Source organism: Microbulbifer thermotolerans (genome assembly GCF_900112305.1).
Lineage (GTDB): Bacteria > Pseudomonadota > Gammaproteobacteria > Pseudomonadales > Cellvibrionaceae > Microbulbifer > Microbulbifer thermotolerans.
Genome location: NZ_FOKT01000002.1, coordinates 1 through 20,476 on the forward strand (window position 1 = coordinate 1; position 20,476 = coordinate 20,476).

Sequence of the window (20,476 nt, forward strand, 5' to 3'; positions counted from 1 at the left end):
TGACGCTGTCACAGCTGGCGATCCACTTCCCGGAACGCTTGGAGAAATACATCAGTCTATGACTATTTGGCTGACACAGAATTTTGAACACCCTCGGTGTCCATGGTTCGTATTCTTTCTCTTGTTTTTGGTGGCGTCCGCTATGCGGCCACCAAAAACAATTTGCTGCATAGTCGCAACTTTCTTCTGCGTTATACATAGGGAGTCTTAGTGAATTTTATCGAACAAATGGTTGGGAGTACTCTTATTGAGTATGTCGCCGTGACATGTGGCCTCCTAAATGTTTATTTTATTATTAAAAGGTCAATATGGAATTATCTTTTTGGCTTTGTCATGGTTATTCTTTACGCGAAGATATTCTATGACTACAGGCTGTACAGTGATTCCTTGCTTCAGGTGTTTTTCTTTTTTACTCAGGTCTATGGTTTTTTCTATTGGGTAAATCATAAGGCGCCTGATGGAAAAGTGCTTATTGCTGATTTGGGGAAAAAGTCTTTTGTATTAGGAATGTTATCAACCACGGTGTTGTGGCTTTTGATTAGTGTTCTGATGCGTCTATATACTGATGCTACACATCCGAATTGGGATAGTGCTATTGCGGCACTGAGTGTAACTGCACAAATACTTCTTATGCGCAGACATATAGAAAGTTGGTATTTGTGGATTATGGTGGATTTGTTGGCTATAGGGTTATTTATTGTGAAAGATTTAACACCAACAGCAGTTTTGTATGCTGTGTTTCTTATATTGGCGATTATTGGTTTATTACAATGGAGAGTGGCGCCTCGTGATTAGAGGGTTATACCTTGGCAAATTTATGCCTATACATAGAGGCCATCTTTATGTCATAGAGGTGGCATCTCAGATGGTTGACGAACTTACGGTACTTGTTTGCTCGGTAGAAAGTGAGCCAATTGATGGGAGGTTGCGTGCAGAATGGGTTAGGGCAAGTGTCCCTCAAGGTGTCGTGGTGCAAGAGCTTCATGAAGAGATGCCTCAGTTGCCAGAAGATGATGTAAATTTTTGGTCAATCTGGAGAAAGGCTATTAATCAGTATGGTAGCTTTGAAAAAGTTTTTGGCGGTGAAGAATATGTTGTGAGGCTGGCAGAAGAGATTGGTGCTACGCCCATCCCATTAGGTAGAGATACAATAAATATTTCAGCCACTATGATCCGAGAAAATCCCAGTGCTTCATGGCCGTATGTTCCGCCTGCTGTTAGGCCTTATTTTCAACGTCGAGTAACACTTTTAGGTCCTGAAAGCAGTGGCAAGTCGACACTTGCAGCTGCGCTGGCAAAACGTTTCAATTTTACCGGCGAGTTAAGTAATTTGATGAATGAGTATGGGCGTACTTATGATGTAACCATGAAAAAAGGTAGGTCTTGGTGTAGGGAAGATTTCCAGGTCATTGCTAATACGCACATCGCTATGCGTAAAGCCTTAGCCCAGCACGCGGGCCACATATTAATAGAAGACACGGATGTTATACAAACTATGGCCTGGGAGAGGACGTTGTTGGGGGATGTGAATTGCGACAGCTATCCCTTACAAGATTTTTCTGACCTATATTTGCTAATGTCACCTGAGGTGCCTTGGATTGATGATGGCACTCGGTATGGCGAGCAGTTTAGGCTGGATATGTTTAACTTTCTGAAAACGCAATTGGAAAATTTAAAGCTACCTTATATGGTTATTGGCGGGAGTGAATGGAGTGTTCGTGAAAGATTAGCGTTTGAAGTGGTTGATCGTTTTTTGTCCGAAACTCAATGATCAAAGCATAGACAGCTTGAATTACCCTGGGGTTATCAGAGGCTAGCTTTCCCGAAGCAGAGGAAATGCAGCTGTTTTTTGCAGACAAACTTTTCGGTCGCTCGTCTCTTTCAGTGCGAATTTAAGCAGGTGATCCCCCCGATCCATCTGGATCAGGGGGGGGTGCGCTTACAGTGAGCGACGCCGGAACATCGGCAGCGGCTGGTCCACGCTGGTCTGGTAGCTCTCGCTAAAGTCGTACATTGAATCCAGCAGTTTTTTCAGTGGCTGCTCGCCCTCGTAGGCAAAGGCGTTGAAGCCGCAGCGGCGCAGGTAGGTAAGCTGGTCGCGGATAAAGGCACCTACTGCCCGCAGTTCTCCCTGGAACCCGTAACGCTCGCGCAGCAGGCGCCCGGTTGTGAATCCACGACCGTCGGTAAAGGCTGGGAAGTTGACGGCGATCAAGGGCAGGGTGGTGGCGTCTGTGCCGATCAAGTCTGCACTTTCATCGCTGTCCAGCCAAACTCCGATTTCACTCGCGCGTTCGGTAAGGCTGCCTTTCAGGGCACTCCAGATGGAGAAGGGGAGAATCACCTTGCCCGGCGCCAGAGTTTCGGCGCTGATCTCGCTTCCTTCCTCGCTCTGCGGCAGTAGGCGCCATTGGTTCTCGGCTATGGCTTCGTCGATGATCAGTTCGGCTGGATTGGCCGGCTGTTTATTTGGCGTTGGCATAGACGCTCTCCTTGAACGGTTGCAGGCCGATGCGCTGGTAGGTATCGAGAAAGTGCTCTTCCGGTTGGCGCTGCTCTATATAGAGATCGAGTATCTTGCCAATCACATCCGGCACTTCGGCGCGGGAGAAGCTGGGACCCAGGACTTTGGCCAGGCTGGCATTTTCCGATGAACTGCCGCCTAGTTGCACCTGATAGAACTCTTCCCCTTTCTTATCTACGCCGAGAATGCCGATGTGCCCCACATGGTGGTGGCCGCAGGCGTTCATGCAGCCGGAGATATTCAGGTTCAGGTCGCCCAGGTCGTAGAGGTAGTCGAGGTCATCGAATTTGCGCTGAATCGCCTCGGCTACTGGAATGGACTTGGCATTGGCCAGGGAACAGTAGTCGCCGCCGGGGCAGCAGATCATATCGGTCAGTGTGCCGATGTTGGGTGTGGCGAAACCGTATTTACGGGCTTCCTGCCAGAGTTCGTAGAGGCGGTTTTGCGGCACATCTGCTAATACGACATTTTGGTCGTGGGTGACGCGGGCCTCGCCGAAGCTGAAACTGTCGGCCAGGTCGGCAATGGCTTCCAGTTGCCGGTCGGTGACGTCGCCAGGGGGGACGCCGGTGGGCTTGGTGGATAACCGCACGGCCCGGTATCCGGGGACGCGGTGGGGGAAGGTGTTGCGCTCGAGCCAGCGGCTGAAGGCCTTGTCCCCATCTGCCTGTGTTTGAAGGTCGGCATCGCTGCTGGCGCCATCGAAGGTTTCGTACTTCGGTGCAGTAAAGAAGGACTTTGCCCAGGCCAGGGCCTCGGGGGTAAGCTTCTCTGCGCCATCTTTGATTCGCGCCCATTCGTCTTCCACACGGCGGGCGAATTCTTCAACTCCAAGTGCCTTTACCAGGATTTTGATGCGGGCTTTGAACTTGTTGTCGCGCCGACCGAGCTGGTTGTAGATACGCACTATGGCTTCCAGGTAGGAGAGCAGGTCCTCTTCCGGCAGGAAATCGCGGATTTCTTCGGCGAGTATCGGTGTGCGCCCGAGGCCTCCGCCGACCAGTATTTGGAAGCCGATTTCACCGCCGCGTTTGACGATCTGTACGCCGATATCGTGTACGCGGATGGCCGCCCGGTCCTGTTCGGAGCCGCTGACGGCAATTTTGAATTTGCGCGGCAGAAAGGCGAATTCCGGGTGGAAGGTGGACCACTGACGGATCAACTCGCAGTAGGGGCGGGGGTCGGCAATCTCGTCCCGGGCCACGCCGGCGTAGGGGTCGGAAGTGGTGTTGCGGATGCAGTTGCCGCTGGTTTGTACCGAATGCATGTCCACCTCTGCCAGCTCGGCGAGGATGCTGGGTACATCTTCCAGTTGTGGCCAGTTGAGCTGGACATTATGCCGGGTAGTGAAGTGGGCGTAGCCCTTGTCGTAATCGCGAGTGATGCGTGCCAAGCGCCTGAGCTGAGTGCTGTTCAGTAGGCCGTAGGGTACGGCGATGCGCAACATAGGAGCGAGTCGCTGGATGTAGAGGCCGTTTTGCAGGCGCAGCGGCAAAAATTCTTCTTCCGTCAATTCACCAGCCAGGTAGCGTTCGGTCTGGCTGCGAAACTGGGTCACACGGTCGCGGATGATTGCGCGGTCGCGTTCGTCATATCGGTACATAACTGCTTGATTCCATTGCGTTTTTGCGCATTCAAAAGGATTCTTGTGCGTACGGTGGCCCCGGCACAAGTCCCGGAGGCGCATAACATACCAGCGCGCTTATGCGAAAAATAACAATATTTTTCGCTAGGTCTCTAACTAAATGTTATAAGGAGTTGAGGCAGATTGGGTGTGGTTTGCTTGCGCGGCGGACGGGGATTTGCTGTACTTGACTGGCCGTTCCCGACGGCCCTGCTACTTTGAATAACAATAATGCACAATCGGAGTCTATTCGATGGAAGAAAAAGTAGTTGTATCCAGTGAAAGCGATAACGTCGCAGATGCTTTTGCCGCTGTAGCGCTTGTGGTTATTTTCGTTGTGACCTGCGTCTACTGGGTGGCCTCCCAGTAGATTCCACTCCTGGCCCGGAGCAGGGTGGTGCCGGGCGGGACCTCTCCTATTGACGTTTCTACCAGGTGCCCCCGAGGCGCAAGGATCCAGTTTGGGCTTTGCCGCTAGCCCATATTGCTTAGTACGGTTTTTACCACCAGTACCAAGGTGACGACGAACAGTGTGGTAAAGATGATACCCGCGGCAATATAGGTCTTGATGCTGCCGCCTTTGAAGTCGCGCTCCCGATTCTTATTGCTCTGCACGCCGATGGCGGCGGCCAGGGTGCTGAGCAAAACCTGACCGGCAGAGGGCTTTTTCTGATTGTTATCTTCATCTCTCATCCTGATTGATCCTCCAGGTTAGGCCGTAGCCAGCGTTCCAGTTCCCGCTCATCCATGCCTTTGCGGTTAGCCAGATTTGCGAGTTGGTCGCGGCCTATTTTGCCAACATTGAAATATTTAGCCTCCGGGTGGGCGAAGTACCAGCCGCTGACCGAGGCGGCAGGCAGCATGGCGAAGTGCTCGGTCAGGTTGACCCCGGTATTCTGCTCGGCGTCGAGCAGTTTAAACAATGTGGTCTTCTCCGTGTGATCCGGGCAGGCCGGATAGCCGGGGGCAGGGCGGATGCCCCGGTAGGCTTCCTTGATCAGCTCTTCGTTGCTGAGTTGTTCTTCCGGTGCGTAGCCCCAGTACTCTTTGCGCACCAGCCTGTGCAGATACTCGGCGAAGGATTCTGCAAGGCGGTCCGCCAGTGCTTTTACCATGATCGCATTGTAGTCGTCGTGTTTGGCCTGGTAGTCCGCCGCCAGTTCGTCTGCGCCATGGCCCGTGGTTACCGCAAAGCCCCCCACATAGTCACCTACTCCGGAGTCCACGGGGGCGACAAAATCCGCCAGGGAGCGGCAGAAGCCATCGCCGCCGCGTTTCTGCACTTGTTGGCGCATATGGTGGAGGCGCGCCAGTTCCTCGGTACGACTTTCGTCTTTGAAGACGATGATGTCGTCTCCGATGCTGTTGGCGGGCCAGAGTCCGAAAACGGCGCGGGCTTTAAGCAGTTTTTGGTCGATGATTTGCTGCAGCATGCGCTGTGCGTTGTTGAACAGGTCGGTGGCGGCCTCGCCGACGACTTTGTCTTTCAGTATTGCTGGGAATTTGCCCGCAAGATCCCAAGAGATAAAGAAAGGGGTCCAGTCGATGGTGTCGACAAGCTTTTCCAGCGGGAAATCATCGATCACGGTAACGCCCAATCTACGCGGCACCGCCGGCGTGTAGCTGTGCCAATCGAACTTGGGTGCCGCCGCTACTGCTTCCTCATAGCTGAGGCGGGTGCCGTTTGGCCTGCGGTTGGCGGTGCGGGTGCGCACTTTTTCGTATTCATCGCGCACCTTCTCCACAAAGGCGGGGCGCAGTTCATCGGAGATAAGTTGGCTGGCCACACCCACTGCACGGGATGCGTCGGCGACATAGACTGCCTGGCTGCGGCGGTATTGGGGATCGATTTTTACTGCGGTGTGTGCCTTGGAGGTGGTGGCGCCGCCGATCAGCAGTGGTATATCGAAGCCCTGGCGTTCCATCTCTGCCGCCACGTGGACCATTTCATCCAGGGAGGGAGTAATCAGGCCGGACAGACCAATAATGTCGCACTGCTTTTCCCGTGCCGTCTGCAATATGGTTTCACAGGGCACCATCACACCCAGATCGACGACCTCGTAGTTGTTGCAGGCCAGTACCACGCCGACGATATTCTTGCCGATATCGTGCACGTCACCTTTAACTGTGGCCATCAGGATACGGCCATTGGGCTTGGCATCGGCTGTTTTTTCCGCTTCGATAAAGGGTTGCAAATAAGCCACTGCCTGCTTCATCACCCGGGCAGACTTCACCACTTGGGGCAGGAACATCTTGCCGGCGCCGAAGAGGTCTCCAACCACGTTCATGCCGTCCATTAACGGACCTTCGATAACATCCAGAGGGCGCTCGGCGGCGAGGCGGGCTTCTTCTGTGTCCTCTTCGATAAAGTTGTTAATTCCCTTGACCAGCGCATGTTCCAGGCGTTTGTTTACCGGCAGCTGGCGCCAGCTCAGATCTTCCTTGCGCGCCTGGCCTCCACCTTCGCCGCGGTACTTTTCCGCGATTTCCAGCAATTCCTCGGTGGCGCCGGGGTGGCGGTTTAGGATCACATCTTCAACTTTTTCGCGCAGCTCCGCCGGGAGTTCGTCGTACACGGCCAGCTGGCCGGCGTTGACGATTCCCATATTGAGGCCCGCTTTAATGGCGTGGAACAGGAATACCGAGTGGATGGCCTCGCGCACCGGATTGTTGCCACGGAAGGAAAAGGAAACATTGGACACACCGCCGGACACATTGGCGCCGGGCAGGTTTTCGCGAATCCAGCGGGTGGCCTGGATAAAGTCCACTGCATAGTTATTGTGTTCCTCAATGCCAGTGGCGACGGCGAAAATATTGGGATCGAAGATAATGTCGCTCGGTGTGAAACCGACTTGCTCCACCAGTATCTCGTAGCTGCGTTTGCAGATTTCTACCTTGCGCTCGAAAGTGTCCGCCTGGCCGTCTTCATCGAAAGCCATGACAACTACCGCGGCGCCGTAGCGCAGGCATAGGCGCGCCTTATCGATAAAGTCTTTTTCCCCTTCCTTCAGACTGATCGAGTTGACGATCGGCTTGCCCTGGATACATTGCAGCCCAGCCTCGATGACCTCCCATTTGGAGGAATCCACCATAAAGGGCACCTTGGCGATGTCCGGCTCAGTGGCGGCGAGGTTGAGAAAGCGGCGCATGGCGGCGACGGAGTCGAGCATCGCCTCATCCATATTGACATCGATTACCTGAGCGCCGTCTTCCACCTGGGTGGCGGCGATCTGCAGGGCGGTGTCGTAGTCCTCTTCCATAATCAACCGCTTGAAGCGGGCGGAGCCGGTCACGTTGCAGCGTTCGCCGACATTAATAAACAGTGCGTTTTCGTCGGCGACATAAGGCTCAAGGCCAGAGAGGCGCAGCGCCGGCTTGATTTCCGGCCGTTGGCGCGGCGCCAGGTCCGCTACTGCTTCCGCGATAGCGCGGATATGATCCGGCGTGGTGCCGCAGCAGCCGCCGAGAATATTGACGAAGCCGCTGCGGGCGAATTCGGCCACGACGGCTGCCGTCTGTTCCGGTGTCTCGTCGTATTCGCCGAATTCGTTGGGCAGGCCGGCATTGGGATGCGCAGACACATAGTCGGCGCATACGTTTGAGAGTGCCTCAACATAAGGCCGCAATTCGCTGGCGCCGAGAGCGCAGTTGAGACCGACGGACAGCGGCTTGGCGTGGGCTACGGAATAGTAAAAGGCCTCGGTGGTCTGCCCCGACAGGGTGCGTCCGGAGGCGTCGGTGATAGTGCCGGATATCATAATCGGCAGCTCGAAGCCCTGCTCTTCGAACAGCTGTTGCAGCGCGTAGATGGCCGCCTTGGCATTGAGTGTGTCAAAAATAGTTTCGATCAGTATCAGATCGCTGCCGCCCTCAATCAGAGCGCGGCCGGCCTCGATATAGTTTTCCACCAACTCTGCGAAGGTGACATTGCGTGCGCCCGGGTCGTTAACATCCGGAGAGATGCTGGCGGTGCGCGAGGTGGGGCCGATTACGCCTGCTACGAAGCGGGGCTTGTCCGGGGTGGAAATGGCGTCCGCGGCGCGGCGCGCAATTTGCGCCGATGCCCGGTTCAGCTCCGGCACCAGCGCCTCCATACCGTAATCCGATTGCGACAGGCGGGTGGCGTTGAAGGTGTTGGTCTCGATGATATCCGCACCGGCCTGGAGATAGTCCCGGTGGATACGCTCGATCAGTTCCGGTTGGGTCAGGCTCAGAAGATCGTTATTGCCTTTCAATTCCCTATGGAAATCCGCGAAGCGCTGACCGCGGTAGTCAGCTTCAGTCAACTTCTCCCGCTGAATCATGGTGCCCATGGCCCCGTCCAGAATCAGGATACGCTGGCCGAGGGCCGCGTAGATCTGTTCGAGGCGTTGACTGCGGGGTTGTTGGGACATGGATGCTTCCTTATTCGCGGAATTGAGGGGGCGGCCATATTAACATGGGCTTGGCCCGCTGAGTTGGGAAGCGGCAGTGACAGAGATCTTGCAGGAGGTTTAATTGGCTGAAGTTTCGCGTAGGTTGAGGGGCTCCCGGGATACCAGACCTACGGCAATCACTCCTACACTGTGAGGGTGTTGGCTTTCTCCGGGCGATTTCTGGGCCGTTCACTGCCCGGCGATAAAGGGACTTCGCGGTCACTTGAGAAGGGCCTGGTGATGGGATGGATACGACCTGATGCCCCTGGAGCAACGGTTAGATATGCGTGTATGTCAGGTTCCCCTAGAGGAGAAAATGTGCAATGAAAATTCTGATGGTGCTGACTTCCCATGACCAGCTCGGTGATACCGGGCACAAGACCGGTTTCTGGCTGGAGGAGTTTGCCGCACCATATTATGTCTTTAAAGATGCCGGTGCCGAGGTGGCACTGGCGTCGCCGAAGGGCGGTCAGCCGCCGCTGGACCCCAAGAGCGACGATGCCGACGCGCAGACCGCGGCCACGCAGCGTTTTCACCAGGATTCGGATGCGCAGGCAGCGTTGGGGACTACTGTCCCGCTGGCACGAATAGCTCCCGCAGATTACGACGCCGTTTTCTATCCCGGTGGTCATGGCCCTTTGTGGGATCTCGCAGAAGACCGCTATTCAATCGCACTAATTGAAGCCTTCGATGCGGCCGGTAAACCGATCGGTGCCGTATGCCACGCGCCCGCGATCTTTCGCCACGCCAGGCGATCAGACGGCACGCCCCTGGTTGCCGGACGGGAAGTTACCGGGTTCAGCAATTCGGAAGAAGAGGCTGTCCAGCTGACGGATGTGGTGCCCTTTCTGGTGGAGGAGATGTTGAAAGAAAATGGGGGAAACTATTCAAGGGCGGATGACTGGCAGTGTCATGTGGTGGTAGACGGCAAGCTGGTCACCGGTCAGAATCCCGCCTCTTCAGCGGCGGCTGCCGAGTCATTACTGTCCCTGATGGCTCCTTGAGCTCCCTGCGAGCTGGGGCCATTCGTGCCAGTTTAACTTGCCTGCAACTGGGAGTAGAATACCCGACAAAGAAGCTCGGTTATTTGAGAAGTCTTATGTCAGAACTGAATGTCACCATCACTGAATCCGCCCAGGAATATCTGCGCGAGTTGCTGGAGAAACAGGACTGCGAGGGCATTGCTGTGCGCATGTTTGTGTCCAACCCCGGCACGCCGAATGCCGAGACCTGTATTGCCTACTGCCGCCCTGGTGAAGAGCAGGAGGATGATGTGGTGATGGAGATGAATGGCTTCAAGGCCTACTTCGAAGCGCGTAGCGTCCCTTACCTGGACGAGGCGCGGGTAGACTACTCAGCAGACAAGATGGGAGGGCAACTGACGATCCGCGCCCCCAATTCCCGTATGCCCAAGATTACGGATGACAGCCCTATAGAAGACCGTATCAATTACGTACTGTACAACGATGTAAATCCTGGGCTCGCGGCCCACGGCGGACAGGTGAGCCTGGTGGAAGTCACCGAGGACATGTTCGCGGTCTTGCGATTTGGCGGCGGTTGTCAGGGGTGCGGTATGGTGGATATGACCCTGAAAGAAGGTGTGGAGAAAACACTGAAGGAAAAGATTCCGGAACTCGCTGGGGTCAGGGACATTACCGATCACAGCGATAAATCCCAAGCCTATTATTGATCGGCCAGTGCGAAGCCGTTGATGCGAGGGCGAACCATTTGGTTCGCCCTTTTTTGTTGGCTTCTAAGGTCGATGTTACTGGTAGACCCGAACGTAATCCACATACATCCGCTGAGGGAAAACACTCGTTCCATCCGGACTGCCCGGCCAGTTACCGCCCACGGCAACGTTCAATAGGATATAGAAGGGGTGGTCAAAGACCCAGTTGCCATACTGTTCCACCTGAGCGCGGGAGACACTGTAGAAGTTGTTGCCGTCTACAAACCAGTGGATAGAGTCGCTGTCCCACTCCACGGCGTATACGTGGTAGTCGGTATCGACACTGGCGCTGTGGTAGTAAGTGCCGGCGAATGGTGTGTTGCCGTAATAGCCGGGTCCGTGCAGTGCGCCGTGAGACAGGGTGGGTTCATAGCCGACATGTTCCATAATGTCGATTTCCCCGGAATTGGGCCAGCCAGTGCTGTAGATGTCACTGCCGAGCATCCAGAAGGCCGGCCAGATGCCCTGAGTTTGGGGCAGTTTGATGCGCGCTTCGATCCGACCGTATTGGAAGTCCTTCTTACCGGCTGTAATCATGCGCGATGAGGTGTACTCGCAAGCACCGTACCAGCAGCTGTTGCCGCCTTCGCGGCGGGCCTCTATAACCAGCACATTGCTGCCCGCCTGGGGATCATACTCGATGAAGGCATTCTGTCCGTTGGTGTAGTACTGCAGTTCGTTGTTGCCCCAGCCACCGCCGCCGGTTTCGAACGACCAGTTGTTCATGTCAATAGTGTCGAATTCATCGCTCCAAACCAAGCCATTGCTCTGTGTCGGGCTGACGACGATGGAGGACACATTATCGTTAAAGCCTTCGTCCGTCAGGCAGCTGTTATCGCCGGTGACGGTGACGGAAGCGCCGGTGAAGTTATCGTGCTCATAGAGGGTTACCTGGTAACCGGGAGAGACCTTGATGGAAGAGGCGGCGTCGTTGACGAATCCTAGTGCCTGAAGGGCGCTCAGATTGTACGAACCCACATCCAGGCTGGCAGACCAGCCATTATAGTCACAATGCTCGTGGACAGTGGCGACGCCGCCCTGACTGTTTTCCGGGACCACCTCTATCCAGTTCAGATTCCAATTGCCGGTCACGGCGTAGACGCCGAGGGAGTAGGTACCGGCGTCGATATGCACGGTGTGGGAAATGGTCTGCCAGTTCTGCCAGCCGCCGGTATTGGGCACTGTCAGACTGCCGAGCACGATGGAGCCGCCATTCAGATCATTGGAAAGGGTTCCGCCGACTTCGCTGGCGACGCGGAAGCGCACTGTGTACTTGCCGCTGGTCGGAATATTCAAGTTGTAGTATGCGAGCCACTCACCGGCGTCAATCCAGCCGACGTTGTATCCGCCACCTGTATCCGTGGTTACCTCAATATCCACGTCTTCATTGCGGTAGGCCCCGCCGCTGTTGCCGGGGGTGGTGTCGTAGGCGTTGTCATAATCCTCCGCCTGAAACACTGTGGTTTGAGCGTTGGCAATGGAAGCACCGGCTAGTAGGCCGGCGCCCATAATCAATAGCTGGGTTTTTTTCAAGACTCTGAAACTAGTCATAGTTGTCAGCCTATGTTGATTTTTTTATGGACCGCACCGTCTGCATAATGCATGAGTGGTCCACTTGTTGGACATATTAATTGGTGCTTTTGCAGCGTCACGCTGCGCGCGGAATTATTGGGTTTTGTTGGGGCGGTAGCGACCCACAAAGTACAAAAATCGCAAAGTGGCACATGAGTGAACTTGGTTTTGTGCGGAAATTTTTCTATTGGAAATAAAATCTATTTTTATTGGTTTAAACTCGCGCCATTTCGGGATGATGGCTGAAAGGCTTTGGAATCATTTACAGGAGGGGTGTGCTTGATTTGGGCGGGCCGGAAAATGGCATAATCACGTTAAACACCGCGGGTAATTTACTGTCGTATTAACTCCTGTAGTTGACGTTAATGGATTTCCCAGCTCATCCATTGCGTTTTTTGTGTGTTTAATCGTCGTGCCGAATAAAGAGAGGTGCACCGGGAGACGTTGGGGTTTGCCGTCGGCAGGAGTTAGTTAGAAATTTTTTGAATTTAGAGTGGGTCATTTCCGGACTTTGACTTCTGTCACGAAAAATGCACGCTGTGCATAGATTTCGTTTCTGGCCAACCGGAAATGACATTTCTCGTTACTGGTCAGATTCCTTTTTTTCTTCGAGGTGCTCGTAAACCTCAATGCCTTCCAGGAGTACGCCGTCAAATCCCGCGTCCAATATCTTGTCCAGATAATCAGAGGTTTCTCCGAACAACAGATCGCGCCAAGCCTCTTGCCAGTAATTAACATAATAGTGACCTCTGTCACTGAGGTCTTCCTCTTTTAGCCAGGATGGGGGGCTCGAATACCAGTGACTTTCCCAGTAGAAACGGTCATTCTCCGCCTGGCCGATATTCATGGTGGTCAACAGCAGGCGACTACCGCCGTCGCTCTTGACTTTTAATGATTCAATCTGGTCTTCGGTGTAGGCGGCGCCGTTAAAGAAGAAATCGATGATGATCAAGTCATAATTGGTATCGTTGATTGCGTCCACCAGTTCCTGAGGTGTGGAGTAAAGCCGTGTATTTGTCAGGCTTAAGAAGTTTCTGGCTTCCAGCAGTTGCTCGATATCGTTGCGGTTTTCTTCATTGGGTTCCGGGGGGTAGATCGGGATATCGTCCAGTGTCCGGCTGTCGGTAACAAAAGCGTTGTAACCGGCTCCCTCGGCCAATTCGTATGCGTCATCGATATTGACCTCACTTAGTGCGAAGTCGGTAACCAGTATACTGACATCGTCGTCCTGTGCGATATCGAGGAAATCGAGCAGACGTTCCTGTTCAGCTTCCGGCGTCGGTTGGTCGATAATGGAATATCCGTAAAAAACGCCATTCTGATTGATGCCATCAATGGCATTCAGATACGCGCTGTCGGGAGTGCCATTTGTTTTGCCATTGGTGGTGATCAGTTCGACGCCACCGTTGGGAATGATGATAAAGCTAGAGTCCACACTCTTCGCGTAGCGGCTGATATCCTGCACCAAATCCCGCATTTCTTGCCGGTAATCGGTATGCCCCTGTTCGGGTACGAAACGCGGAACATCATCGAAATCGCAACCCGAAAGAGCCAGGGGGAATAGAAAAGTGAATACAATCCGTTTCATCAATTATCTCCAAAGGTATTGAACCCCTGCCTCGGCACTGGACTTCGATGCGGTGTCAGGGGTTCACGAAATCTTCATTCTTTTTTTGGTTGTGGATGTGGCGGGCGCCGTCAGTGGGTCCTCCGGCCAGAAATGCTTTTGGTACTTAATGCGCAGTTCTTTACGCACCTCATTGTAAGTATTGACCCAGAAACTGGCCAGGTCCCGCGTCACTTGCACCGGTCGGCCGGCGGGGGAGAGCAGGTGGATCATCAGTGGATAGCAGCCATTCAATATCGCGGGTGTTTGTTTCTGGCCAAACATCTCCTGTAACCGCACTGCCAGAACGGGAACTTCTTCGCCGTAGTCGATGTGGATTCGGGAGCCGCTGGGGACTTTAAAGAGGTCCGGCGCAAGCTCATCGATTTTTTGCTGGCTCGGCCAGTCGAGCTGGCTGAGCAGAATAGTGTGCAGATTCAGTTGCTTGAGATGGTCCAGTTTGCTGGCGCCTTGCAGGTGTGGCAGTAGCCACTCCTCCAGTGAATGTAAAAGCGCAGCGTCGCTCCAATCTGGTAGTGGCAGATCCGAGAGCATTTGCGGAAATTGGTCCGCGTTGCGGCGCAGGAATTCCACTCTGGCGCGCAGGGCACTTGCCTGCTTGCTCCAGGGCAGTAGGTGCAGCCCTTTCTGACGCACTGCGTCGAGCAGGGCGCGGCTCAGTTGTTCCACAGAAGGGGTGGGGGCCGGTTGTTCGTCCAGTATCAGACATCCAAGCTGGGTGCGAAGGCTGGCAACGGCGCGCCCGGCCTCGTCGTCCCAGCGTACAGACTCGCTTTGTACAATCAGGTCGGTGAAGTGTTCCCGCAGTGCGCTTTCCGAAATGCGCGCGGCCAGGTGGATACGTGCATCGCGCCCCTGGCCATCCAACTCTGCGATTACCAGGTAGTCTGCCAGCGCCAGCGCATCGTCGTGGGAAAAGCGTGCGCCGCGGCCAGCGGAAAGGCGGAAGCGTCGCTCCCGGTCGCGGCGATTTTGTGCAATGCGATCCGGGTAGGCGAGACCGAGGAGAATGCCGATGCGGTCTTCATCGTCTATGTGTACGGCGCACTGCTGTGGACTTTTCTCCAGTTGTTTCTGCCAGATCTTTGCTTGTTTGCGGATCCGCTGCACGGCAGCGCGGTCTGCGCCGTGATGTTTGCTTTTGCCGGTCAGCACGTCGATGCGCTTACCGATATCTCTGTCCCAGCGCGCCTCACCGCGGAAAATATCCCGTTCCGACAGCAGAGCAGCCAGTAGACAGGCTTCTTCTGTTAGTCCGAGGTCCTGGCTGCGGATCATCATATGGGCCAGGCGCGGATGGGTGCCAAAGGCCAGCATGGCACTGCCGTGAGGGGTTATGCGTATCTCTTCATCCAACGCGCCCAGCTGTTGCAGCAGCGACCGGGCCTGTGCCACCGGTCCCGGCGGTGGCGGGTCCAGCCAGCGGAGCTCGTTCACATCGCGCACGCCCCACTTGGCCAACTCCAGTACCAGGGGCGCCAGGTCGCTGAGCAGTATTTCCGGTGTATTTTTTGGCGCCAGCTGACGGTGGTGGGCTTCGCTCCAAAGGCGCAGGCAGTGCCCTTCGCTCAGGCGGCCCGCGCGCCCGCAGCGCTGGGCGGCGGACGCGCGGGAAATGGCGGTGGTTACCAGTCGGTTCATCCCGGTGTTAGGATCAAAGCGGGATTCCCGCATTAACCCCGAATCCACCACCATGCGGATACCCTCGATGGTCAGGCTCGTCTCGGCCACATTGGTGGCGAGCACCACTTTGCGCCGGCCGGGCGGGGCGGGGGCAATCGCTGCGTCCTGCTGCTCCCGGTTAAGATCACCGTACAGCGGGGCTATGGTGATTTCAGGCCGGTCTCCCAGCTGCTCCTTGAGTAGCGTATCCAGTTGTTTGATTTCGCCAATGCCGGGTAGGAAGGCGAGTAGGCTGCCATCTTGTTCATCCATCCACTGAGCGATTTTGCGCGCCATCAGCGGCGGCAGCTGCTTTGTATCGTCCGGTATCTGCTCCTGTGGCAAATAGTGCAGGTGCACCGGATAGCTGCGGCCCTCGCTGGTTATCACTGGTGCCTGGCCGAGCAGCTCGGCGACCGCTTCTGTCTCCAGGGTGGCGGACATTACCAGAAGCTTCAGGTCCTCGCGCAGGTATTCCTGTGACTGCAGGCAGAGTGCCAGAGCCAAGTCTGCTTGCAGGCTTCGCTCGTGAAATTCGTCGAAGATCACCAGGGCCGTCTGTGCCAGTTCCGGGTCCGATTGCAGCAGCCGTGTCAGTATGCCCTCGGTGACAACCAAGATACGAGTTTTGTCGCTCGCTTTGCGCTCGGCCCGGATCTGATAGCCCACGGTTTGCCCAACGGATTCCCCTAGTAATTCCGCCATTCTCGTGGCCGCACTGCGCGCCGCCAGCCGCCGCGGTTCAAGCATGATGATGTTCCTGTCGCCCAGCCAGTCGCATTGCAGTAATGCCAAGGGCACTGCGGTGGTCTTGCCCGCACCGGGTGGGGCCTGGAGGACAAGGTTATTGTTGTGGCTCATTGCCGCCATTAGCTGGGGCAGTACGGAGTTAATTGGTAATTCTGACATGGCGGCGATTATAGGGGATTGACATATGCCGCGGATACAGTGGTTGACAATGTCAACCAGTTGGCGGTATGGTTGACATTGTCAACATATTTGTCGGAGGCGAAATGTCATCTCCATCCATTAGTGAAGCGCTGCTCAGGTTGATGCACGCGTACAAGTCTCGTATGCGCCGGGCACTACAGGACGAGCAGTTGGGGGTGCCCATTACTCATATCCGGGCTCTCAAGGGTATATGCAGACATCCGGAGTGCACCGCCCAGTCAGTGGCGCAATGGATGCAACGGGACAAGGCGCAAATCACCCGGGTACTCAATGACCTGCTGGGAGAGGGTTTGATTGAAAAGCGGGACAACCCTGCGGACCGCCGCAGCCAGCTGTTACTTCCCACTCCAAAAGGAGAGGCACTCATGGGGCAGCTGCAGAACATAGAGCGGCAAACCGCTGCCGCCATGACAAAGAATCTCGATCGGGAAGAGGTGGCGCAATTTGTCCGCCTCGCCGCTGCCATGGCCAAAAACCTCGGCGGCGATCCAGAGTCCCCACAGCGCTGAACCGGAGGAAAGCACGCTATGGCCAAACCTATGATGAGAGAATTGCAGGTGCTGCGCAGCGCCTATGTCACCCCCCATATGTTACGCCTTACTTTGGGCGGAGAGGAAATGGATGGCTTTCCACCGGATCAGGAAAGTGCCTATGTCAAACTGCTGTTTCCCCAGCCTGGACAGGCCCGCCCGTTGATGCGCACCTATACCATCCGTCAGCAGCGCGAGGGGGAAATTGATATCGACTTCGTGATGCATGAGCATACGGGCCCGGCGTCATCCTGGGCCAGGCGTGCACGGCCGGGTGATCGGATAACGATTGGCGGCCCCGGCGCCAGAAAGCTGATTAATCCGGAGGCGGATTGGTTCCTGCTTGCCGGCGATATGACCGCGCTGCCGGCGATCAGCGTGAACCTGGAAAGTTTGCCGGCATCGGCCCGCGGGTATGCAGTTATCTCAGTACTTGATGAGGCGGATATACAGCCGTTACACCACCCGGCTGGTGTGGATATTCAGTGGGTGATTGATCATCAAGAGGGGGAGAATGATTTCACCATCTTGGCGCAAATCGAGAAGCTCGATTGGCTGCAAGGTCAAGCCTCGGTATGGGCTGCCTGTGAGTTCAGCGAAATGCAGCAGTTGCGCCGCTATTTTCGCCAGCGTGGTGTACCAAACAGCCACCGCTATATTTCCAGCTATTGGAAAAAGGGACTCAGCGAGGATCAACACAAACTGGTGAAGCGGGAGGATGCGGAGGGAGACTCCGGCTTATGACGGATTGTGGGCGTATCAGCCGGACACGCTCAGGGACTTTCGATGAAATTTGAATGAGCGCTGTAGTTGATAGCGAAGCGCTCAGGTAACGGAGTCGGCATGTCGCAAACGCACGAGTTCACCCTTGTAGTTCCGCTGGATACTTCCCTGTATCCGGCGGTTTCGAAATGTCCACTCCATCGCCTGAGTTGGCATCTGGCCTAAAGTCATCTTTACCGCTATGAAGCGGTTTACTCACAGGTTTTAATGCCCGGCACTCAGTGCTTCGCTCTGATCATTCCGCTCCAACGCTTTCCAGAGGTGGGTGTACATCAGTGCAACCCGGTGCGCCAGCTGCTCGTTGGTCGCGCTTCCCTTGTGGCCGCCTTCGAGATTCTCGAAGTATTCCACATGCTGGCCCATTGCCTTCATGCGGGCAGCCATTTTACGCGCGTGGCCCGGGTGCACCCGGTCGTCGCGAGTGGAGGTGAAGAAGAATATCGACGGGTATTCGACCCCGGGCTTCAGGTTTTGATAGGGGGAATATTCCTTGATGAACTTCCAGTCGTCGGTGTCCGGATTGCCGTATTCCCCCATCCAGGAGGCACCGGCCAAAAGCTTGTGGTAGCGCTTCATGTCCAGCAGGGGAACACCGCAAATGACCGCGTTGAAAAGGTCCGGACGTCGAACCATGCTCGCTCCCACAAGCAGCCCGCCGTTGCTGCGGCCTTCGATGCTCAAGCGCTGTGGGCGGGTAATACGGCGCGCGATTAAATCTTCCGCGACCGCTTCGAAGTCCTCATAGGATTTGATCCGATTCTCGCGCAGAGCCGCTGCATGCCAGCTGGGCCCGTACTCGCCGCCGCCGCGGATATTGGCCAGCACGAAGACACCGCCGCGCTCCAGCCAGAGTTTGCCGTAGGCGCCGTTTAGTGGCTCGTAGGAACCGGAGTAGGAAGGCAACAGGGCATTGCGGAAGCCGCCGTAAGAGAAGATGTGGGTGGGATTGTCACTGTCCAGTTCAATGTCCTTTGCCATTACCGCGAAGTAGGGTACCCGGGTGCCGTCAGCAGACTTGGCAAAGTACTGCTCAATTTTAAACTTGCTTCCGTCGAAGGTTGGCGACTGCACCATTATACGGTCGAGTTTGTCGCTGTCGGCACGGTAGTGATAGAGGCTCGGTGGCGTGACAAAGTTTTCCCAGGTCAGGTAGGCGTTACCGCTTTCATCATTGTAGGTGGCGATAACCAACTTGCCGTTGTCGGGGAAAGTGACAGGAATCTTTTTAAAGCCTTTGTCGTCACGGCGATAAAAGTAGGCGCGGCCTTTGACGTCGTCCAGCATGGTCACCAGTACACCGGCTTCAGAAACTGCCACGGATTCCACTACTTCGTGCTCGTTTGGGGTGACCAGCGCGGAAACTCGGGGGGAACCCTCGATCAGTGCATCCAGGGATACCAGTACCAGACTACCTAGTGGCCATTGCTTGCCGCCCACTTTCCAGTCCTCGTTCAGCATCACTACCAGAGAATCGCCCAGGGCACCCTTGATGACTGCTGTTTGTGGTAGGGCCAGTGGTAGGGTTTTGTTATCGCGGTAGGCAAAGGTGCGGGAATGCCAAAAATCCAGTCCCTCGTTGAGAATAATGGTGCGCTGATCGCCGCTGCCGACTGCGTCGGGAGAAAGCCATGCGGACAATTTCGGCACTTCCAGGAGCACTTCCGCTTTCGCCAGAGGCTCGCCCCGGCGCCAAATCTTGGCCTTGCGGGCATAGCCGGAGTCGGTCGCCGCATCCTCGCCCCGGGCGCTGGCGATCAGCAGGTGGTCTGCATCGATCCACACCGCGGACTGCTTGGCCATCGGCGAGAAGAAACCGTCTTTCACGAATTTTTTGTCTCGGGCGTTAAATTCGCGCAATTCCACTGCGTCGCCACCGCCTTCAGAAAGTGCCACCAGACAGCGGGTCTGGGCCTTATCTTGGCAGTCCATGCCCTTAAACACCCATTTTTTGTCTTCCGTGCGGGATAGGGCGTCGATATCAAGCACCGTTTCCCACTGGTCGTTGCCGCGATCGAACTTGTCTGCCTGGATGCGGCGGTACAGTCCGCGCGGGTTTTTTTCGCTGTGATGGTTTTCGTACAGCCAATCTCCTTTCTGGGTGATCTCCGGCAGGCGGTCTTTTGAGCTCAAAGCCGCCAGTGCGTCGGCATAGAGGGATTTGTACAAGTCACTTTCCGCCAAAGTGGATTGGGTTTCGGCGTTCTGCTCTTTTACCCACTCGATGGCGCGATCGCCGTCGACGTTCTCTAGCCACAAATAGGGGTCTTTCTCAGCCCAAACCGCGGGCGTGGCCGCAACGGCCAATGCCGCAATCGCCAGCTGTTGAAACTTTGTACTCATTATGAATTAACCTTTGGGAACTGATTGCTGCGAAATTGAGATCGCACATGATCAACCGGAACAGAATATTGTCGCCAAAAGCCGCTGTAAAGATTGCCTATCCCCGGCTGAGATACTGCGTTGGTTTATTGAGACGAAGATGATGCGGGCCTTTTGTATTTGGATGTCCAGGTAACGAGTGGTGCGCCACCTGCCGCGGAGCGCCTTTACAGTAGGCTGACCGCTGAACTAAACCTTAGGCTGCTGCAAGGTGTGACATGGCTGAGCTGCGCGGTGCCTATGTAGTTTGGTACGACCGTATTAGTCTTGGCGCCTGTCATTATCTGCCTGGAGGCCACAGATAACGGAGAACGCGATGGGGTTTAAACTCGACCACTGGGACTATCTGACCTTCCTGGTCATCATTGCCGCGGGGATATCTATCCTTTTGATTCTGCTTTGGATTGCGGGATTACCGGGCAAAATTGCTTTGTCGCGGAGGCATCCCGACGCAGAGGCGGTAAAGATTATGGGGTATGCGGGATTTCTTGCCGTGGTGCCCTGGATCAACGCGTTTATCTGGGCCTTTAAACCGACCGATACCGTTGATATCCGGCGCTTCCCGGAAGAGGAGGCGCGGGCAATGGAGAAAGAGATTGGTCGCCTGCAAGGGGAATCCCGCTCACCAGACAAGGACGGGCGAGATTCGGATAGCGATAACAGCGGCTGAGGAGGATCCC

General features: G+C 55.4%; 15 protein-coding genes. 7 read left to right on the forward strand and 8 right to left on the reverse strand.

Annotation, left to right across the window (positions count from 1 at the left end; all coding sequences use genetic code 11):
• The first annotated feature begins 210 nt into the window (after nucleotides 1–210).
• Both pnuC and BM155_RS02560 read left to right on the forward strand, forming a co-directional pair.
• Nucleotides 211–795, forward strand: a complete 585-nt coding sequence (pnuC, locus tag BM155_RS02555; RefSeq protein WP_139223126.1) for a nicotinamide riboside transporter PnuC — start codon at nucleotides 211–213, stop codon at nucleotides 793–795.
• Complete coding sequence (locus BM155_RS02560; RefSeq protein WP_083421060.1) at nucleotides 731–1,771, forward strand: AAA family ATPase; 1,041 nt, start codon at nucleotides 731–733, stop codon at nucleotides 1,769–1,771. Before pnuC ends, BM155_RS02560 begins: the two co-directional genes overlap by 65 nt.
• Before the next feature lie 168 nt (nucleotides 1,772–1,939).
• Here BM155_RS02560 and BM155_RS02565 read toward each other — a convergent pair whose 3' ends face one another.
• The 4 genes from BM155_RS02565 to metH all read right to left on the reverse strand — a co-directional run bounded on the left by BM155_RS02565 (nucleotide 1,940) and on the right by metH (nucleotide 8,542).
• On the reverse strand, nucleotides 1,940–2,482 hold the full coding sequence (locus BM155_RS02565) for a DUF934 domain-containing protein (RefSeq protein ID WP_067153083.1): 543 nt from the start codon (nucleotides 2,480–2,482) through the stop codon (nucleotides 1,940–1,942).
• Nucleotides 2,466–4,127 (reverse strand): nitrite/sulfite reductase, encoded by a 1,662-nt coding sequence (locus BM155_RS02570; RefSeq protein WP_074900964.1) that lies wholly within the window; start codon nucleotides 4,125–4,127, stop codon nucleotides 2,466–2,468. Before BM155_RS02570 ends, BM155_RS02565 begins: the two co-directional genes overlap by 17 nt.
• Nucleotides 4,128–4,622: 495 nt before the next feature.
• Nucleotides 4,623–4,841, reverse strand: coding sequence for a DUF2970 domain-containing protein (locus BM155_RS02575; protein WP_067153087.1), 219 nt, complete (start codon nucleotides 4,839–4,841; stop codon nucleotides 4,623–4,625).
• On the reverse strand, nucleotides 4,838–8,542 hold the full coding sequence (gene metH, locus BM155_RS02580; protein WP_074900967.1) for a methionine synthase: 3,705 nt from the start codon (nucleotides 8,540–8,542) through the stop codon (nucleotides 4,838–4,840). Before metH ends, BM155_RS02575 begins: the two co-directional genes overlap by 4 nt.
• A gap of 344 nt (nucleotides 8,543–8,886) precedes the next feature.
• Between metH and BM155_RS02585 the strand changes: the two genes are divergently transcribed.
• Both BM155_RS02585 and nfuA read left to right on the forward strand, forming a co-directional pair.
• Nucleotides 8,887–9,567, forward strand: a complete 681-nt coding sequence (locus tag BM155_RS02585) for a type 1 glutamine amidotransferase domain-containing protein (RefSeq protein WP_067153091.1) — start codon at nucleotides 8,887–8,889, stop codon at nucleotides 9,565–9,567.
• Between the two features lie 95 nt (nucleotides 9,568–9,662).
• Nucleotides 9,663–10,253, forward strand: a complete 591-nt coding sequence (gene nfuA, locus BM155_RS02590) for a Fe-S biogenesis protein NfuA (RefSeq protein WP_067153093.1) — start codon at nucleotides 9,663–9,665, stop codon at nucleotides 10,251–10,253.
• A gap of 75 nt (nucleotides 10,254–10,328) precedes the next feature.
• On the opposite strand, the gene BM155_RS02595 is transcribed toward nfuA, so the two are convergent.
• The 3 genes from BM155_RS02595 to hrpB form a co-directional block, all read right to left on the reverse strand.
• Nucleotides 10,329–11,843, reverse strand: coding sequence for a family 16 glycosylhydrolase (locus BM155_RS02595; protein ID WP_067153095.1), 1,515 nt, complete (start codon nucleotides 11,841–11,843; stop codon nucleotides 10,329–10,331).
• Between the two features lie 604 nt (nucleotides 11,844–12,447).
• Nucleotides 12,448–13,452 (reverse strand): endo alpha-1,4 polygalactosaminidase, encoded by a 1,005-nt coding sequence (locus tag BM155_RS02600; protein ID WP_083421061.1) that lies wholly within the window; start codon nucleotides 13,450–13,452, stop codon nucleotides 12,448–12,450.
• Between the two features lie 63 nt (nucleotides 13,453–13,515).
• The gene (gene hrpB / locus BM155_RS02605) at nucleotides 13,516–16,062 is read right to left on the reverse strand and encodes an ATP-dependent helicase HrpB (protein ID WP_074900970.1); all 2,547 of its coding nucleotides are present in this window, start codon (nucleotides 16,060–16,062) and stop codon (nucleotides 13,516–13,518) included.
• A 104-nt stretch (nucleotides 16,063–16,166) separates the two neighbouring features.
• Between hrpB and BM155_RS02610 the strand changes: the two genes are divergently transcribed.
• Entirely contained in the window at nucleotides 16,167–16,613 is a 447-nt protein-coding gene (locus tag BM155_RS02610) for a MarR family winged helix-turn-helix transcriptional regulator (protein WP_074901378.1), read from the forward strand.
• A gap of 18 nt (nucleotides 16,614–16,631) precedes the next feature.
• Entirely contained in the window at nucleotides 16,632–17,378 is a 747-nt protein-coding gene (locus tag BM155_RS02615) for a siderophore-interacting protein (RefSeq protein ID WP_074900973.1), read from the forward strand.
• 243 nt (nucleotides 17,379–17,621) lie between these two features.
• Here the strand turns inward: BM155_RS02615 and BM155_RS02620 are convergent, their stop codons facing one another.
• On the reverse strand, nucleotides 17,622–19,757 hold the full coding sequence (locus BM155_RS02620) for a prolyl oligopeptidase family serine peptidase (protein ID WP_067153105.1): 2,136 nt from the start codon (nucleotides 19,755–19,757) through the stop codon (nucleotides 17,622–17,624).
• A 355-nt stretch (nucleotides 19,758–20,112) separates the two neighbouring features.
• On the opposite strand from BM155_RS02620, the gene BM155_RS02625 reads away from it, so the two are divergent.
• Entirely contained in the window at nucleotides 20,113–20,466 is a 354-nt protein-coding gene (locus BM155_RS02625) for a DUF3302 domain-containing protein (protein ID WP_067153107.1), read from the forward strand.
• Nucleotides 20,467–20,476: the final 10 nt, after the last annotated feature.

Excerpts from the sequence above, each read along its gene's own strand:
- BM155_RS02560 (WP_083421060.1), top strand. The coding sequence starts at position 731 with ATGCTGTGTTTCTTATATTGGCGATTATTGGTTTATTACAATGGAGAG.
- BM155_RS02565 (WP_067153083.1), bottom strand. The coding sequence starts at position 2,482 with ATGCCAACGCCAAATAAACAGCCGGCCAATCCAGCCGAACTGATCATC.
- BM155_RS02570 (WP_074900964.1), bottom strand. The coding sequence starts at position 4,127 with ATGTACCGATATGACGAACGCGACCGCGCAATCATCCGCGACCGTGTG.
- BM155_RS02575 (WP_067153087.1), bottom strand. The coding sequence starts at position 4,841 with ATGAGAGATGAAGATAACAATCAGAAAAAGCCCTCTGCCGGTCAGGTT.
- metH (WP_074900967.1), bottom strand. The coding sequence starts at position 8,542 with ATGTCCCAACAACCCCGCAGTCAACGCCTCGAACAGATCTACGCGGCC.
- BM155_RS02585 (WP_067153091.1), top strand. The coding sequence starts at position 8,887 with ATGAAAATTCTGATGGTGCTGACTTCCCATGACCAGCTCGGTGATACC.
- nfuA (WP_067153093.1), top strand. The coding sequence starts at position 9,663 with ATGTCAGAACTGAATGTCACCATCACTGAATCCGCCCAGGAATATCTG.
- BM155_RS02595 (WP_067153095.1), bottom strand. The coding sequence starts at position 11,843 with ATGACTAGTTTCAGAGTCTTGAAAAAAACCCAGCTATTGATTATGGGC.
- BM155_RS02600 (WP_083421061.1), bottom strand. The coding sequence starts at position 13,452 with ATGAAACGGATTGTATTCACTTTTCTATTCCCCCTGGCTCTTTCGGGT.
- hrpB (WP_074900970.1), bottom strand. The coding sequence starts at position 16,062 with ATGTCAGAATTACCAATTAACTCCGTACTGCCCCAGCTAATGGCGGCA.
- BM155_RS02610 (WP_074901378.1), top strand. The coding sequence starts at position 16,167 with ATGTCATCTCCATCCATTAGTGAAGCGCTGCTCAGGTTGATGCACGCG.
- BM155_RS02615 (WP_074900973.1), top strand. The coding sequence starts at position 16,632 with ATGGCCAAACCTATGATGAGAGAATTGCAGGTGCTGCGCAGCGCCTAT.
- BM155_RS02620 (WP_067153105.1), bottom strand. The coding sequence starts at position 19,757 with ATGAGTACAAAGTTTCAACAGCTGGCGATTGCGGCATTGGCCGTTGCG.
- BM155_RS02625 (WP_067153107.1), top strand. The coding sequence starts at position 20,113 with ATGGGGTTTAAACTCGACCACTGGGACTATCTGACCTTCCTGGTCATC.